Annotated in this window: 16 protein-coding genes; 7 read left to right on the forward strand and 9 right to left on the reverse strand. The window is 40.9% G+C overall.

The window, feature by feature from the left end:
* Positions 1-50: 50 nt before the first annotated feature.
* The 8 genes from GR929_RS15470 to panC form a co-directional block, all read right to left on the reverse strand.
* Complete coding sequence (locus GR929_RS15470; RefSeq protein ID WP_159521393.1) at positions 51-1,973, reverse strand: M1 family aminopeptidase; 1,923 nt, start codon at positions 1,971-1,973, stop codon at positions 51-53.
* 37 nt (positions 1,974-2,010) lie between these two features.
* Positions 2,011-2,997, reverse strand: a complete 987-nt coding sequence (gene mgrA, locus GR929_RS15475; RefSeq protein WP_159521395.1) for an L-glyceraldehyde 3-phosphate reductase — start codon at positions 2,995-2,997, stop codon at positions 2,011-2,013.
* Positions 2,998-3,063: 66 nt separating this feature from the next.
* Positions 3,064-3,558: an amidohydrolase family protein gene (locus GR929_RS15480; RefSeq protein WP_159521397.1), complete on the reverse strand. Its 495-nt coding sequence runs from the start codon at positions 3,556-3,558 to the stop codon at positions 3,064-3,066.
* A complete protein-coding gene (locus tag GR929_RS15485) occupies positions 3,555-3,983 on the reverse strand; it encodes a DUF4296 domain-containing protein (protein ID WP_159521399.1) in 429 nt (142 codons plus the stop codon). Before GR929_RS15485 ends, GR929_RS15480 begins: the two co-directional genes overlap by 4 nt.
* Before the next feature lie 53 nt (positions 3,984-4,036).
* Positions 4,037-5,401, reverse strand: a complete 1,365-nt coding sequence (gene radA, locus GR929_RS15490) for a DNA repair protein RadA (RefSeq protein ID WP_159521401.1) — start codon at positions 5,399-5,401, stop codon at positions 4,037-4,039.
* A 2-nt stretch (positions 5,402-5,403) separates the two neighbouring features.
* On the reverse strand, positions 5,404-5,889 hold the full coding sequence (rfaE2, locus tag GR929_RS15495; RefSeq protein ID WP_159521403.1) for a D-glycero-beta-D-manno-heptose 1-phosphate adenylyltransferase: 486 nt from the start codon (positions 5,887-5,889) through the stop codon (positions 5,404-5,406).
* An 86-nt stretch (positions 5,890-5,975) separates the two neighbouring features.
* Complete coding sequence (gene panD, locus GR929_RS15500; protein ID WP_159521405.1) at positions 5,976-6,326, reverse strand: aspartate 1-decarboxylase; 351 nt, start codon at positions 6,324-6,326, stop codon at positions 5,976-5,978.
* A gap of 11 nt (positions 6,327-6,337) precedes the next feature.
* A complete protein-coding gene (panC, locus tag GR929_RS15505) occupies positions 6,338-7,180 on the reverse strand; it encodes a pantoate--beta-alanine ligase (RefSeq protein ID WP_159521407.1) in 843 nt (280 codons plus the stop codon).
* Between the two features lie 154 nt (positions 7,181-7,334).
* Here panC and GR929_RS15510 point away from each other — a divergent pair, with 154 nt between their 5' ends.
* From GR929_RS15510 to GR929_RS15535, 6 genes are all read left to right on the forward strand, one after another.
* On the forward strand, positions 7,335-8,138 hold the full coding sequence (locus tag GR929_RS15510) for a glycogen/starch synthase (protein WP_159521409.1): 804 nt from the start codon (positions 7,335-7,337) through the stop codon (positions 8,136-8,138).
* A 30-nt stretch (positions 8,139-8,168) separates the two neighbouring features.
* Positions 8,169-9,554 carry a DUF4270 domain-containing protein gene (locus GR929_RS15515; RefSeq protein ID WP_159521411.1) on the forward strand — a complete coding sequence of 462 codons (1,386 nt, stop codon included), beginning with the start codon at positions 8,169-8,171 and terminating at the stop codon, positions 9,552-9,554.
* A 41-nt stretch (positions 9,555-9,595) separates the two neighbouring features.
* Positions 9,596-11,434, forward strand: a complete 1,839-nt coding sequence (gene glmS / locus GR929_RS15520) for a glutamine--fructose-6-phosphate transaminase (isomerizing) (RefSeq protein WP_159521413.1) — start codon at positions 9,596-9,598, stop codon at positions 11,432-11,434.
* Positions 11,435-11,495: 61 nt separating this feature from the next.
* On the forward strand, positions 11,496-13,391 hold the full coding sequence (locus GR929_RS15525; RefSeq protein WP_159521415.1) for an Ig-like domain-containing protein: 1,896 nt from the start codon (positions 11,496-11,498) through the stop codon (positions 13,389-13,391).
* Positions 13,324-14,160 (forward strand): DUF3108 domain-containing protein, encoded by an 837-nt coding sequence (locus GR929_RS15530; RefSeq protein WP_159521417.1) that lies wholly within the window; start codon positions 13,324-13,326, stop codon positions 14,158-14,160. The genes GR929_RS15525 and GR929_RS15530 overlap by 68 nt, the downstream gene beginning before the upstream one ends.
* 2 nt (positions 14,161-14,162) lie before the next feature.
* Positions 14,163-14,456, forward strand: a complete 294-nt coding sequence (locus GR929_RS15535) for a hypothetical protein (protein ID WP_159521419.1) — start codon at positions 14,163-14,165, stop codon at positions 14,454-14,456.
* Here the strand turns inward: GR929_RS15535 and GR929_RS15540 are convergent, their stop codons facing one another.
* The gene (locus GR929_RS15540) at positions 14,457-14,852 is read right to left on the reverse strand and encodes a DUF3859 domain-containing protein (RefSeq protein ID WP_159521421.1); all 396 of its coding nucleotides are present in this window, start codon (positions 14,850-14,852) and stop codon (positions 14,457-14,459) included.
* A gap of 75 nt (positions 14,853-14,927) precedes the next feature.
* Between GR929_RS15540 and GR929_RS15545 the strand changes: the two genes are divergently transcribed.
* The gene (locus GR929_RS15545; protein WP_159521423.1) at positions 14,928-15,284 is read left to right on the forward strand and encodes a hypothetical protein; all 357 of its coding nucleotides are present in this window, start codon (positions 14,928-14,930) and stop codon (positions 15,282-15,284) included.
* Positions 15,285-15,333: the final 49 nt, after the last annotated feature.

The raw sequence follows: 15,333 nt of genomic DNA on the forward strand, positions 1-15,333 counted from the left end.
TCAGTGGAATTGGTGAAATGGGAATAGCGAAATTAGAAAGACTCTGTTTTTTATGGCTCAGATTTCACAAATTGCTGATTATAGGTGTCTTTGTTGGTTCTTATCTGAATGAAATACGAACCGGCGGTAAGTTGACTCACGTCAACGTCAAGATCTCCATTCGTTTGAAATAGAACGTTTCTTCCTTTAAAATCAATAATTTTTACGTGCTCAATTTTCACCTTGTTTGGAAGTGAAATGTGTAAAATGTCCGTTACCGGATTTGGGTACAACTTCAGTTGCTTATTGCTTAGTTCAACGGCGGATGTAACAACTGAACCTTTGCTGATCAGCCATAAATCAGGATCGAATTGAATTGAGTCTGGTTTTTCGTTTAGCTCGAAGCTTTGTGGATTGGTTGTTTGATGTAAGCGAACATCCGTGCTGTTGCCGTCTCTCCAGAGCCGTAAAGGCACGTGCATTTCAAAAAGATCAACTGATTCGTCAGATGTGGTTTGGTTGATCGTGACCTTGTATTTGCCATTGTCGGTAAAGTGAGCGATGTCGAAACTTGGATATCCTTCGCCATAATACCAATCGTTGAAAAATTTGGTAAGGCTTGTGTCACCTGCCGTTTCAAGATGCCTGACCAAGTCTTCCTGTGAGGCAAAACCATACTTAATATTAGGGTCGTTGAAGTAGTTTTGTAATCCTTCAAAAAAGGCATGGTCACCTAATTCCCAACGCAGCATATGGAGTAGATAAGCTCCTTTTGAATAGGAAAGGCGAGAGCTGAAAAGTGTGGTGATGTCGGTGGTATCAGTGACGAAAACAGAGCCATTGGGTATTCCGGCTATTCTGTCAACCTGTTGTTTTTTCCAAGTCATCCAATATTCCCCGTCAATTAAATGCTCGTAGCTCAATCCGGTGAGGTAGGTCGCAAATCCTTCGTTGAGCCAAATATCTTGCCAGCTGGCTAATGTGAGGCAATCGCCAAACCACTGGTGAGCCATTTCGTGGGCTACCAGGCTAAAATTAAGGTTGTTCATGAAACTCATGGTTTGGTGTTCCATGCCACCGCCCCAGCCAAATTGAGCATGTCCGTATTTTTCGTCGGCAAACGGATAGGCTCCAATCAATTCATTAAACAGCTCCATAATATCAAGCATATCGGCTGTTCGTTCTTTTGCTGTTTCCAGATATTCCGGATAAACGTAATTTAGGATTTCAATAGAGTTTTCCTCTTGTTTCAGATAAACTGAAAGCTCTGAATAATTCGTCACAGCAATGGCGACCAAGTATGTGGCAATCGGGTATTTGTGTTTCCAAACAACCGTTGTTTTACCGTCCACTGTTGTTTCAGAAATCAGCTTGCCATTGCTGCCTACTTTATTTCCTTCGGGGCAGGTAACCTGAATTTCGATACTATCAATTTTATCAACCAAGCTCTGTTTGCAAGGCCACCAGGTCATCGCTCCATAGGGCTCCGAAAGTGTCCAAAGAACCGGGTTTCCGCCAAAGGTTGTCGACGTTTCGAACGAACCAAATCCCTCAGAAGGAGGAATTGCCTGATACCAAATAGTCAGCGAATCGGTTTGTTGAGGGGGGAGTGTTTCGGGAAAAACGATGGTTAGCTGGTTGTTTTCGTGTGTGAAATTCAACGATTGTTCGTGGTAAAAAACCGAATCAATTTGCATGTCGGAATAGGCATCGAAGTTGATGCTGCCAAAATCGTCAACCAAGGGATGAAAGTAACTGGTGATGGCTCCTTCAATTTTACGAACCGCCGGATCGACTCTCCATTGCATGCGTTGAAAAGTCAGATCGTAGTTGGCATAGTCGGCTGCTTCCTCAAACCGCATTTTTTTCAACCAACCTTGTTTTTCTTGTCGAGCTATTTGTTCTATAAAATTGGGGTCAGGAGCTTGATTTTGCGCTTGTGTTAACAGCGAGCTTAATCCGCCAGTCAATATTAAGAAATAAATTGTCTTCATTGTACTTTAAATGGTTGCTCCAGACACTTTTTGCATTCTAGCTTTTCAGAATATCATCGATGCGAGTAAGTTCATCATCAGAGAATTGCGTTTTATCCAACATTCTGATATTGTCATCCAGCTGGCTGGTTGAACTGGCTCCGATCAGGACTGAGGTGATGCGCCTGTCTTTTAAGATCCACGCCAGAGCCATTTGGGCCAAACTCTGTTCTCTTTGGCGTGCAATTTTATTGAGCTTTTGTACTTTGTTGATTGAGGATTCTACCATTTCAGGCTTCAGAAAATGAGCCCGGTTGGCTCGCGATCCTTCCGGGACACCATGTAAGTATTTATCGGTAAGCAAACCTTGGGCAAGTGGCGAAAATGGAATGCAACCAACGCCCTCCTCTTCCAGGACATCAAGAAGTTTATCTTCGACCCAACGCTCGAACATCGAATATTTGGGCTGATGAATAAGTAGTGGAGTTCCCAGCTCGCGAAGTATTTTAGCAGCTTCCAGTGCGCGGTCAGCCGGGTAATTTGAAATGCCAACGTACAAAGCTTTTCCTTGCCTTACAGCTTGATTAAGCGCCATCATTGTTTCTTCCAGTGGGGTTTCCGGATCTGGTCGGTGCGAGTAAAAGATGTCTACATAATCCAGGCCCATTCGTTTTAAGCTTTGATCCAGACTAGCCAACAAGTATTTTCGACTACCCCAATTGCCGTATGGGCCGGGCCACATATCGTAGCCGGCCTTGGTTGAAATAATCATTTCGTCTCGATAGGGTTGGAAGTCTTGCTGCAAGATTTTGCCAAAATTCTCCTCGGCCGATCCGTATGGAGGACCATAGTTGTTTGCCAAATCGAAATGAGTAATTCCTTTGTCGAAAGCGTGACGCAGAATGGAGCGGCCATTTTCAAAAACATCAATGCCTCCGAAGTTGTGCCAAAGGCCAAGCGATAGCGCGGGTAGTTTTAGTCCTGATTTTCCACATCGTTTGTACGCTATTGAGTTATACCGATTGTTGTCAGCTACATAAGTCATGGATTGTACGTTATGTTTGATTTGAGAAAACCGAAATTACGAAATATTTAACCAATACGAAATTGATTAGATCAGCATTTTCAAATAGCTCTTTTCAGAAAGCCTGAGGTTTCGATAATCCATTCCGGAGATCAACATTAAGCCGGGGCGTTTCCCTTTTTCGAGGCTACCAACTTCCTTTTCGAGCTTAATGGACTTGGCTGCATCAAGCGTGAAGATTCTGATTAGCTCGTCAAGTGTTAGTTGCGGGTTTTCACGTTGAATTGCTTTAATCCACGACAAGATATCTTTTTCGGTATTGAGTCGCTCCGGTTTCAGGTGATTAAACTTCTGCAACAAAGGAAATTTTCTAAAAAAACGCTCATCTTCAAATTCGTGAAAAACATTTACAAATGCGGGGCAAATAATTCCGTTATGAAACTCCATGCCTTCCTGCTCGCTCAGCCCATTAACGGGATGAATTAATTCGAGAATCAAGCCGCTTGAATCGACTTTGATTATTCCTTTTGCAATTGGGTTTCTGTTGCCAGGAAACAGGTAGTGAGCGGCATATTTTCTCATTTTTCGGGTTGAATGTTAACTTCTTCTTTTTTGTTACTCTCTTCTTGTAGCATCTTCAACCGGTCTATGACTTGCTGGTATATCCGGGCGTAAATTTTAGGCATGCTGGAGTAATACACCACTGATTCAGCAAAAATTGAATCTTGCATTTTGTGTTCTTCCAATATTGAAAAATAGAGGTCTTTCGATTCAAGTTTGGTGGTGTCGCCGGAATATCGAAATTTTTCGGAGTATGCTTCGCCAAGATGAATGTCGTAAAGTATATCCACCATTTTTTCTTCGCTCACCAGGTTGTCAGGCTTTGGATAACCTTTTTTTTCTTTACAGGCAAAACTCCCGAAAGTCAATAATAAAACAAAAAAATAGAAAGTTATTCGTTGCATGTTTTTCTTTAATGGCTTGACAAAGTTAGAATTCCCTTTCATTTTTGGATGGCTTATTTGGGGAAAAGGTTAAAATTATGAAAAAGTATCGGCTATTAGTTTTTCTGAAAAAGCTTTTTGAAGAAATCATCGACCCGATTTACTTCTTCGATTTGAATTTTAAATTTACTCAGGTTGAGGCTTTTCCCGTTTTTTGGGATGAATATTTTTTGCATTCCCAGTTTTTCGGCTTCAGCGATGCGTTGTTCCAGTCGGTTTACAGCTCTAATTTCGCCAGATAGCCCAACTTCCCCAGTAAAACAAAGTTTCTTATCGATGGACAGATCGAAATTGGATGATAGAATGGCGGAGATAACAGCGAGGTCGATTGCCGGGTCGTCAACTTTAATACCTCCGGCGATATTGAGAAACACATCTTTGGAAGCCAGTTTAAAACCAGCGCGTTTTTCCAATACAGCCAGTAGCATATTCAGTCGTCGTAGGTCAAATCCGGTGGATGAGCGTTGCGGTGTTCCATAGGCGGCAGTGCTAACCAACGATTGGATTTCAATCAGCAAAGGTCGATTTCCTTCAATGGCTCCGGAAATAGCCGTTCCACTCAGCCCTTCGTGGTCGCGGTTAATGAGCAGTTCCGATGGATTGCTGACTTCGCGCATTCCTTCGTTATTCATCTCAAAAATACCCAGTTCGCTGGTTGAGCCAAAGCGGTTTTTTATTGATCGCAGTATTCGGTAGAGGTATTGATTTTCACCCTCAAACTGCAAAACAGTATCTACCATGTGTTCCAACACCTTGGGGCCTGCCAGACTTCCTTCTTTGGTGATATGGCCGATTAAAATGGCCGGAATCTGGCGTTCTTTGGAGAACTTCGAAATGGCATTGGTGCACTCGCGAATCTGGCTGACTGATCCCGGCGATGATTCAATATGTGCTGTTGCTACTGTTTGGATGGAGTCGATGATCAGCACTTCCGGCTCCAGGTGTTCGCAATGTGTCAGAATATTCTCCAGTGATGTTTCGCTCAAAAAATAGCAGTTGTCGTTTTCGCGCTTTAGTCGGTTAGCACGTATTTTAATTTGCTGAATACTTTCTTCGCCCGAAACATATAAGATTTTCTTCGATTTTAAATCAAGTGCAACTTGCAAAACCAGTGTCGATTTCCCAATGCCGGGTTCGCCACCAACTAAAACCAATGAGCCGGGAACGAGGCCGCCACCCAATACACGATTCAGTTCTCGGTTGCAGCAATCAATTCGTTGGGTTTGCTCTGTTCTGACTTCATTTAGCTTTTGCGGTTTTGAGCCGCTTGCAGTTCGCGAGCTCAGCGGACTTTTTGTTTCTTTCACCACCGCTTCTTCAACAAAAGTGTTCCACTCGCCACAGTTGGTGCAGCGTCCCACCCATTTGGGCGATTGGCTTCCACAGTTTTGACAAACGTGAACCGTTTTTACTTTAGCCATGGTCAGAGTTTTTTTATTTTTTCGATTAGTGCGGAAGTGGAAAATCCGTCGGTGAGCTCTATTCGTTCTACTGTTCCTCCGCGGGCAAGCACCACATCGTGTCCGGCAATTTCTTCAATACTATATTCATTTCCTTTTACCAACACATCGGGCTGAATGGCTTTGATCAGTTCGTAGGGGGTTTCTTCATCAAAGAGAACTACGGCGTCAACCATTTGCAGCGAAGCTATCAGGATTGCTCGCGACTCTTCATCGACGAGGGGACGTGTTTCGCCCTTTAGTAATTTGACCGAATGATCGGTGTTGAGGCCAATAATTAATTTGTCACCAAACTTGGCAGATTTCACTAAAGAGTCAATATGTCCGCGGTGAACCAGATCAAAGCATCCGTTGGTGAAAACAAGCTTTTGATTCGTTGTTTTCCATGATTTGAGTGTGTCGAAAAATTCGTCGAAAGAGTGATGGATTTTACCCGTAATTTCATTCATAATTTGGCTGAAGGATATTCAGTAAAAATAAGAAAACCCCAAAGCTAAAAAAAGCCTTGAGGTTTAAAATATGATCATCAACTCTTTTACACGAGTTTGTTGGTCTCGATGTCGGGGAAAACCAAGCTGGGTTTAAATGTTTTAGCTTCTTCAAAATCCATGGTTGCATACGAAATAATGATAACGACATCGCCAACGGCAACTTTGCGCGCTGCCGGACCGTTCAGGCAAATAACACCTGAGTCTCGTTTACCCTTGATTACGTAGGTTTCCAAACGCTCTCCATTGTTAATGTTTACTACCTGAACCTTTTCATTTTCAATAAGATTCGCAGCGTCCATTAAATCTTCATCAATTGTGATACTTCCAACGTACTGTAGGTTCGCTTCAGTAACACTTACTTTATGTATTTTCGATTTACAAACTTCAATAAACATGTTGTAATTTTTTATTCAAATACAATATTATCAATTAACCTAACCTCACCACACTGAACAGCTATGCATCCAACTTTGTTTAGTGGGCTGTTCCAATCTTTGATTGGGTTAAGTTGTTCATCATCAGATATTTCAAAATATTCTGTTTCCAGAAATTCATTCTGATTAATTGTTTCTGCAACCCACTGTTTAAGTTCTTTTACGCTCATTGTGTGGGCTTTGTTCCGAGCTTCACATAGCGTTTTATAAATATGTGAGGCATTGTGTCTTTGTTCTTCTGTAAGCCTTTGGTTTCGAGAACTCATGGCTAATCCATCGTTTTCACGGACAATTGGACAAGGCACAATTTCAATGGGCAAATTTAACTGTTTTACCAGAGCTTTTATAATTACCAACTGTTGAAAGTCCTTAAACCCAAAAAAAGCTTTGTCTGGTTTTACGATTTCAAAAAACTTGCTTACAACCTGTGCCACACCGTTAAAATGCCCCGGGCGAAACTGACCTTCCATAACTTTTTCAAGCTGTCCGAAATTAAACTGTCGTTTGTCTTCTTCAGGATACATGGTGTCAGTATCAGGCGAGAAGACTAAATTACAGGAAGTTTTATCCAGCAATTTTAAATCTCGCTCCAGAGTTCTCGGATAATTAATTAAATCTTTTTTATCATTGAATTGGGTGGGGTTTACAAAGATACTAACAATCACATAGTTTGACTGTTGTGTGGCTGTCTCAACCAATGAAATATGTCCATTGTGTAAAGCACCCATAGTCGGAACAAAACCAATCGTTTTGCCCTCTTTTTTCTCTTGATCAATGATCGCTTGCAATTCTGTTATTTCCTTTACAACCAGCATACAGCAATAAAATTAACGGTGCAAAAGTAAATAAATAATTCAAAACATAGGATAGTCGACTTCTTAAGTTTTTTTAAGAGTCTGGTAATTACATAAAATTGAATGTTAGCGATATTTTTACTAATTTTGCACAATCAAATTCATCAATTTTTCAATGGAAAAGAAAAGAGTACTATTTATCTCTCAGGAAATTACACCCTACCTCCCAGAATCAGAAATGTCGGTAAAGTCTAGGTATCTGCCTCAGGGGATACAGGAAAAAGGTCGCGAGATTCGGACATTTATGCCAAGGTATGGTAGTGTTAATGAACGTAGAAATCAATTACATGAAGTCATTCGTTTATCAGGAATGAATTTGGTAATTAATGATGCAGATCACCCACTTATTATTAAGGTAGCGTCTATTCAGGCAGCTCGGATGCAGGTGTATTTTATTGATAATGAGGATTATTTTCACCGAAAGGAGATTCTGAAAGATAAAAAAGGAAAGGAATTTGAAGACAACGACGAACGTGCTGTTTTTTTTGCCCGTGGCGTGTTGGAAACTGTGATTAAACTTCGCTGGGCTCCCGATATCATTCATTGTCATGGATGGCTGGCCTCTCTGATCCCTCTCTATATTAAGAAAGCGTATCATAACGATCCGTTATTCGCCAACTCAAAAGTTGTTTACTCGGTATACAATGAAAACTTCAAGAATTCGTTAAGTCCAAATACAAAGCATAATGTTTTGTTGGATGGTGTAGCCGAGGAAGATCTTAAACTCCTTGATGAGCCAACCTATGAGAACATGTCAAAACTTGGAATTGAATATGCAGATGCTGTTATTCAAGGCAGTGATGAAATTGATCCAAATTTGGCGGCGTATGTGCAGGATAAAAACAAATTATTTTTAAATTATCAGTCTGAAGAGACTTACATCGATGCCTACAACGAATTTTACGATAAGGTACTGTAAGTTTTTGAAAAGCTGAAAAACAATGTTTACGTGAATAGGAAACAGATAAAACCAGCAAAGCTGGCCGTAGCTTTTATGCTATTGGCTTTTGCGCTGTGGAATTGTAAAGACGATCCGAATGGAACAGGTATGGAACTTTTGCCCGGATCGGATTTAAAAACAGTTGGACAGAGTGTCGATAGCGAATCAATAGAAGCGTTTACTGAAAAAGATGGTCCACTGAAGACCGATGAGCCAAACTACAATGTTTTTGGTACATTCAACGATCCGGTTTTTGGGAAAACAACTGCAGACATGGCGTTTCATGTTCGGCTTCCCGGATATCCTGGTTATGCTGATACATTGCAACTTGATTCTGTTGTTTTATATCTTTTGTATAAAGAATTTTATGGCGATACCATAACAACTCAAAGTCTGAAAGTATATAAGCTTCAAGAAGATATTTACATTGATACTTTGTCGGATGCAGGAGCAAGTGATTACTCCTATTACCAAGATGTTGATTTGAAATCGCTGGCGTTTTCAACTCCTGTCGGAGAGCTGGATTTTATTCCAAAACTTGAATTGGACTCTACCGGTACAGACACACTTGTTCAGGAATTGGCAATCAGGTTGGATGATAGCGTAGCAGAGGAATTGTACAATGCCGATTCTACTCAAATGGTTAACAACGATACCTTTTTAGATTTTTTTAAAGGATTTTATGTTGAGCCACAGGATATTGAAAACGGGGGGGGCCTAGTTCGAATTTCAACTCTCTCTGCGGGATCTAATTTAACGTTGTTCTACAGCGATCATGAAGCAGAAACAGACACCCTGATCAAGCAATACACCTTTAGTTACGGCATCAATTCAAGTTCTGCTCGTATCAGCAGTTATACGCACGATTATTCAGGCACCGCATTTGCTGATCAACTGGGTGCGAATCAAAGCGAACCCGACAGCTTGATCTATTTACAAACACTCGGTGGGCTGAGAGCAAAAATTAATATTCCAAACTTAGATGATTGGAAAGATTCCGTTCAATACGGGGATTATGTCATCAATAAAGCACAATTGATATTCCAGGTGGATACCTTAGCTTCAGATTATCAAACGTATTCTGTTCCGCCTAAGCTCGCGCTTTTTGCAATAGATGAAACCTATCAGCCAGGTGAAGATGAATATTTATATTTTCCCTATGATTATGGTGTATCCCCGAATTTGTATGGAGGCTTTTTTTATGCAGAAGATGCGACTTACAGATTCAATATCACGAATCATTTGCAAGCAATCCTCGAAAATGAAGAGGTTACAAATGATGGATTTTATCTTTCTACTCTTTATCAAAATGAACAGACGCGAAGGGTCGTTTTAAAAGGTTCAACTAGTCATGTTGGAATTCGTTTGGGAGTGACTTATACAAAATTGAATTAGCGCTTACTAATCGGTTCCACCGAAAATTAACAGAAACAAATATGTGTGGAATAGTTGGTTATATTGGCGATAAAAATGTATATCCGATCCTTATAAAAGGGTTGCAGCGATTAGAATACCGGGGATATGATTCCGCCGGTATTGCTATTTATAACAGTACATTAAACGTCTATAAACGTCAAGGAAAAGTTAGTGAACTGGAGGCTTTTGTTGCCGATAAAAATGTTGAGGGGAGTATTGGAATAGGCCATACCCGGTGGGCAACACATGGCGAACCCAATGATGAAAATGCTCATCCACATCAATCGATGCATGGAAACTTTGTTTTGGTGCACAATGGCATTATTGAAAACTATGCCAGGCTAAAGAGAGATCTTGCGGAGAAAGGATTTGAATTTCAATCGGACACCGATACGGAAGTGCTGGCCAACCTGATTGAATATTTTTATCAGCTAGATGAGGTTGAAGATGCAGAAACAGCTGTTCGTTTGGCGCTTTCGAAAGTCGTTGGTGCTTATGGTATCGTTGTTATCTGCAAGGACGAAAAACATCGGATTATAGCCGCCCGGATGGGGAGTCCTTTGGTAATTGGCATTGGGCAAGGAGAGTATTTTTTAGCTTCGGATGCCAGCCCGATTGTTGAATACACTGATAGTGTGATTTACCTGAATGACGGTGATGTGGCTATTATCGAAAAAAATAGCCTGACCCTGAAAACAGTGCAGAATAATCCGGCCAACTTTAAAATTACCAAAGTTGACCTGAGCATTGGCGATTTGGATAAGGGCGACTTTGAGCATTATATGCTGAAGGAAATTTTTGAACAGCCCAAAACCATATCCGATACCTACAGAGGTCGCATCCGCCCAAATCAAAACGACATCAATCTGGGTGGTTTGATTGATGTTTTCCCACAAATTGTTTCAGCCAACCGGATCATCATTATAGGATGCGGAACATCTTGGCATGCAGCTTTGGTGGCAGAGTATCTTATTGAAGAATATGCCCGGGTGCCTGTTGAAGTTGAATATGCTTCAGAATTCCGATACCGAAAACCCATTATCAACAAGGGAGATGTTGTCATTGCGATAAGCCAAAGCGGCGAAACTGCCGATACCCTGGCAGCGTTGAAAATGGCGAAAGAAAAAGGCGCGCTGATCTTAGGTATTTGCAATGTTGTTGGCTCAAGTATTGCACGCGAAACCGATGCCGGAGTTTATACACACGCCGGAACTGAAATTGGAGTGGCCTCCACAAAAGCGTTTACAGCTCAGGTTACTGTGCTTACCTTGTTGGCATTTAAGCTTGCTAGAGAACGTGGCGAAATTGATCAGGAGTTCTACGAAATGCTCATTGCCGAGCTGTTGGAAATTCCAGCTAAAATAGATACGATTTTGATGAGCCATCCTCATATCAAGGAGGTGGCTGAAAAATATAAAGACGCGATTAATGCTCTGTATTTAGGGCGCGGATATCTGTTCCCGGTTGCCTTGGAAGGTGCGTTAAAATTGAAAGAAATTTCATACATGCACGCCGAAGGTTATGCTGCAGGAGAGATGAAACACGGTCCAATAGCTCTGGTTGATGATAATCTGCCGGTGGTGGTGGTTTCGGCTAAGGATAGCTATTACGAGAAAGTTGTAAGCAACATTCAGGAGGTGAAAGCTCGCAAGGGAAATGTCATTGCGGTTGTAACCGAAGGAGACAATGGATTGCGAAAAATGGCTGATGACTTATTCGAAGTTCCCGAGTCGCACCCGGCAGTTGCTGCTTTGCTAACAGTTATTCCGCTTCAGCTTTTTGCCTATTACATTGCAGTTATACGAGGTTGCGATGTTGATCAACCACGAAATCTGGCGAAGTCGGTAACCGTGGAATAATTAACAATTACAAGTCAGCAAATCATTCTGAAATTAGTATGTTTGTTCAGGTTTTAGAACTATGAGAAAAATTTTCCCCATACTCATATTGACTTATGTGGCGTATCTGGTTTTCACAACATCGTGTGCTAACCCGGGAATGCCTACCGGAGGTCCAAAGGATTCGATACCGCCGAATGTTATTAAAACGGGACCTGAGTTTAACGCTATAAATTTTGATGGCAGCGAGATCAGCCTGACGTTTAACGAATTTGTCGTTGTTGATAAATTAAGAGAAGCGCTTGTGGTTTCTCCTCCGTTAAAAGAGCGTCCTATGATTCGGACAAAGTCAAAAACACTAATTATTGACTTAGGAGATTCGTTGCAACAAAACACAACCTACTCACTTGATTTTAAAAGTGCAATTGTCGATAATAACGAACAAAATCCGTTGGAGGACTTTCGTTTTGCGTTTAGTACCGGGGCTGATTTTGATAGTTTGATGATTGGTGGATATGTAAAGAATGCGAAAAATCTGGAGCCTGTTGAAGGCGCTGTGGTTATGATGCATGCTACCGACAAGCTGGAAGCTTTTAAAGATACATTTCCGAATTATATTGCAACAACCGACGAAGATGGGTTTTATGTAATCAGCAATATCGCTGCCGGAGAATACCGTTTGTATGCCTTGGTCGATGAAGACAATTCGCTGACTTATAATCAACCATTGGAGCGGATTGCTTTTTTGGACACCTTGATTTCTCCTCAGGATTTGAATCTTCCAAATTATCAGACTGATACAATCTCCGGCGATACTATAAGCATTAAAACCAAGCGAAGAAATGCATTGGAAACACCTTTCTTTCTGATGCTTTTTGATGAGGAATTTTTCGATCAGTACATTGACAGCTACAGTCGTGATCAGGCTAATCTGATTAATCTTTACTTCACCGAAACATTAAGCGATTCATTTCGTTTTGAGCTTTTAAAGCCAGAACCGACGAATGAAGATTGGAGTTATATTGAGTTTAATCCGACCAGAGATTCGTTGATGATTTGGTTGACAGATACCGTTTTAAGCCACACTGATTCATTGTTGATGGATGTAAGCTATCTGGTAGCAGACAGCTTGAATAATTTGGTACTGAAGCACGATACACTGGAATTTAATTATACCAAACCGGAGGATACCAGCAAGAAAAGACGCAAGAAAAAAGAAGAAGAGGAAGAACCGGAACCGATGCCGCATATTTCATTTAAACAGAATACGAAAAGTAGTGGCTTCGATGTCTATCGGAATATTAAACTGGAAGCTCCCGAGCCTTTAAAAACGTTTGATTGGTCGGCGGTGCATTTGTATCAGCAAGTAGATACCCTAGAGGAAGAACTGGAATTTGAGATGTGGCAGGACTCCTTTTCGATACGGAAGTTCTACATCCAGTATCCATGGGAGTTTATGGAAACATACCGGCTCTTTATTGATTCGGCTGCTGCGTACAATTACGACGGTCATCCGACAAACGAGCTCAATAAAAGGTTTACGATTCAGGAAGAAGGTTATTATGCAAAGATCATTTTGCAGTTGAATGGAATAAATGATCATGGAATTGTGCAACTGCTTGATAACTCAGATAAAGAAAAGGTATTACAACAAATTGGGATTGATAAAGATGGAGAGATTGAATTTCCATACCTGAAACCCGATAAGTACAAAATCCGTTTGATTATTGATCGCAATAACAATGGCAGGTGGGACACTGGAAATATCGACGAAGATATTCAGCCTGAGCAGGTTATGTATTACAATAAAGTGTTGAAATTGCGTTCGAACTTTGAAGTTCGGGAAACCTGGAATCTACCTTTAATTCAGTATGAAAAAGAGTTGATTGACGAAGACAAGCCCAAAGAAGATGCGAAGAACAAAAGCAAAAAATCACAGCGCTCTTCGAGCAGCAATTTTCAGCGTTCTCCTTTTTAATGCTTTTTTACTGAATAGCCAGCCGGGCAAAGCGCAAGTAGCTTTTGTTCCTCAGGAGCAATTGACCTACGGAGCTTATTATAATTGGCATTTTATCTGGATAAATGCCGGAGAAGTTATCTTCAGTGCTGATACCGTGAGGGTGAATGAAAAGAAGATGTGGCGTTTTTCAGCAATCGGTAAAACGTACAAAGCCTACGATTTTTTTTATACGGTTCGCGATACCTTTATCAGTCGGGTGAATTTCTCAAACTTCGAGCCTGATTATTTTATTCGAAAAGTGAATCATGCTAAAAGTTCAACTGTTCACGAGTATCAGTTTAACGATGGATTCCGAAAAATCTATTCCTTTGTCAAGCAAGAAGATCAGCCGTTTATTCGAGACACGCTTGTTTGGGAACCAACCGTTTCGGACATGCTGAATACGGTTTATGATTTTCGGAACTATAACTTTGACGGTCTCAAAAAGAACGAACAGGTTAATTTTAAGATGTTGGTTGATAACAAGACGGAAGATTTGTACTTTCGTTACCGCGGAGAAGAAGTTGTGAAAACCCGCAATGGAAGAAAATTCCGCTGTCATCATATAATCATTCGTTTATTGGGCGGTGATTTTTTCCCTGATGGAGAGTACATGAATGTGTGGTTTACAGCCGACCAGAATAGAATACCGGTAAAAGTTGAAACCGAAATATTGGTTGGTTCAGTCAATGCAATTTTAACAAATGTTGAGCATATCAAATATCCATTAACTTCAGAAATACATTAATTATGGCAAGCGTTCGCGATTTAAAAAAAGACATTGACTATTTGGTATCCTTAGTCGTTGTTGACAATTTTCAGTACATCAATGCTTTTGAAAATGCAGATAAAGAGGCGGCTTTCAAGATTGTGGATGAGATTATGGCCAAGCGGAAAGATCTCATAAGCAGGGTCAATCACCCGGACGGGAAAGACAACCCCAAGTTGATTAGAAAACACTATCAGAGCATCGGTAAAGATTTGCTGGTTGCTTGCGACGAAGCCTATGCAAAACTTGCAAAATTGATTGAGAAAGAAGATTAACTAGTTTTCTTTTCTAACCAGCTGCAGTGTTTTATCAGCAATCACCTGCCCATCGAGGTAGGTGATTAATCGCCACGGGCCAAGTTTGTCGTCCAGTGGTTCCCAAATGCAATCGCCTAAAAAGAACTCATAGTCGTTGCTATTGATGTAATACTCACCGGTAAAGTCGTCCATCACGGCACCACTCTCGTCTTTAAACGGTGGGTGAATAATTTTGAATTCCAGCTTTTTACCCTTTCCCCGTTTGATTTTTAAAATATAGCCAAACTCAGTTCCGATTTCAGCTTGAACGGTGTGCGAAATGTTAACTATTCTCGGTAGTTTTCGGCTGTTGCGATCCCATTCGGTATATTCGCCGTAACTGTATAAATCAATATCGATCTTTTTCTTGCCCAATTGTATGTTAAATTTCTGTCGCTTTTTATTTAGATTGATTCCTCTTAATCCATCATCGCTTATATTTGCAGCGGCATGATGGCGCTTCGCAAATATATAAAAGTATTTATTCTTCTGGTTTTACCGGTTTATCTCATTTTGCTGGTTAATTCCATTAGCAATATGCATGTTCATTTACTTTCGAATGGAGTTGTGATACAGCATGCTCACCCTTTTGATCGCGAGGGTGAAAGCAAATTACCACACCAGCATTCACATGCTGAGTATCAGTTTTATCAGGCTTTCTTTCACAATTACTTTGACAACTCAGCGCCTTTGCCAGACTTGGAGGTTATTCGTCCTTCATACAAAATTGTTTCTGTTCCCGTCGTTCAGCTTTACTGCTTCAAAAGTGCGAACGATCAGCGACTTCGTGGTCCACCCCTTTCATAACTATTGATGATAATGGTGCTGTATATATTGAAAAGACAAACATTATCTG

It is taken from the genome of Sunxiuqinia indica (assembly GCF_009847015.1).
GTDB classification, from domain to species: Bacteria; Bacteroidota; Bacteroidia; order Bacteroidales; family Prolixibacteraceae; genus Sunxiuqinia; species Sunxiuqinia indica.

What these genes read in the sequence shown, in the direction of transcription:
- glmS (WP_159521413.1), top strand. Translation starts at nt 9,596, where the DNA reads ATGTGTGGAATAGTTGGTTATATTGGCGATAAAAATGTATATCCGATC.
- mgrA (WP_159521395.1), bottom strand. Translation starts at nt 2,997, where the DNA reads ATGACTTATGTAGCTGACAACAATCGGTATAACTCAATAGCGTACAAA.
- rfaE2 (WP_159521403.1), bottom strand. Translation starts at nt 5,889, where the DNA reads ATGAATGAAATTACGGGTAAAATCCATCACTCTTTCGACGAATTTTTC.
- GR929_RS15545 (WP_159521423.1), top strand. Translation starts at nt 14,928, where the DNA reads ATGATGGCGCTTCGCAAATATATAAAAGTATTTATTCTTCTGGTTTTA.
- panC (WP_159521407.1), bottom strand. Translation starts at nt 7,180, where the DNA reads ATGCTGGTTGTAAAGGAAATAACAGAATTGCAAGCGATCATTGATCAA.
- GR929_RS15470 (WP_159521393.1), bottom strand. Translation starts at nt 1,973, where the DNA reads ATGAAGACAATTTATTTCTTAATATTGACTGGCGGATTAAGCTCGCTG.
- GR929_RS15535 (WP_159521419.1), top strand. Translation starts at nt 14,163, where the DNA reads ATGGCAAGCGTTCGCGATTTAAAAAAAGACATTGACTATTTGGTATCC.
- radA (WP_159521401.1), bottom strand. Translation starts at nt 5,401, where the DNA reads ATGGCTAAAGTAAAAACGGTTCACGTTTGTCAAAACTGTGGAAGCCAA.
- GR929_RS15530 (WP_159521417.1), top strand. Translation starts at nt 13,324, where the DNA reads ATGCGAAGAACAAAAGCAAAAAATCACAGCGCTCTTCGAGCAGCAATT.
- GR929_RS15510 (WP_159521409.1), top strand. Translation starts at nt 7,335, where the DNA reads ATGGAAAAGAAAAGAGTACTATTTATCTCTCAGGAAATTACACCCTAC.
- panD (WP_159521405.1), bottom strand. Translation starts at nt 6,326, where the DNA reads ATGTTTATTGAAGTTTGTAAATCGAAAATACATAAAGTAAGTGTTACT.
- GR929_RS15525 (WP_159521415.1), top strand. Translation starts at nt 11,496, where the DNA reads ATGAGAAAAATTTTCCCCATACTCATATTGACTTATGTGGCGTATCTG.
- GR929_RS15480 (WP_159521397.1), bottom strand. Translation starts at nt 3,558, where the DNA reads ATGAGAAAATATGCCGCTCACTACCTGTTTCCTGGCAACAGAAACCCA.
- GR929_RS15485 (WP_159521399.1), bottom strand. Translation starts at nt 3,983, where the DNA reads ATGAAAGGGAATTCTAACTTTGTCAAGCCATTAAAGAAAAACATGCAA.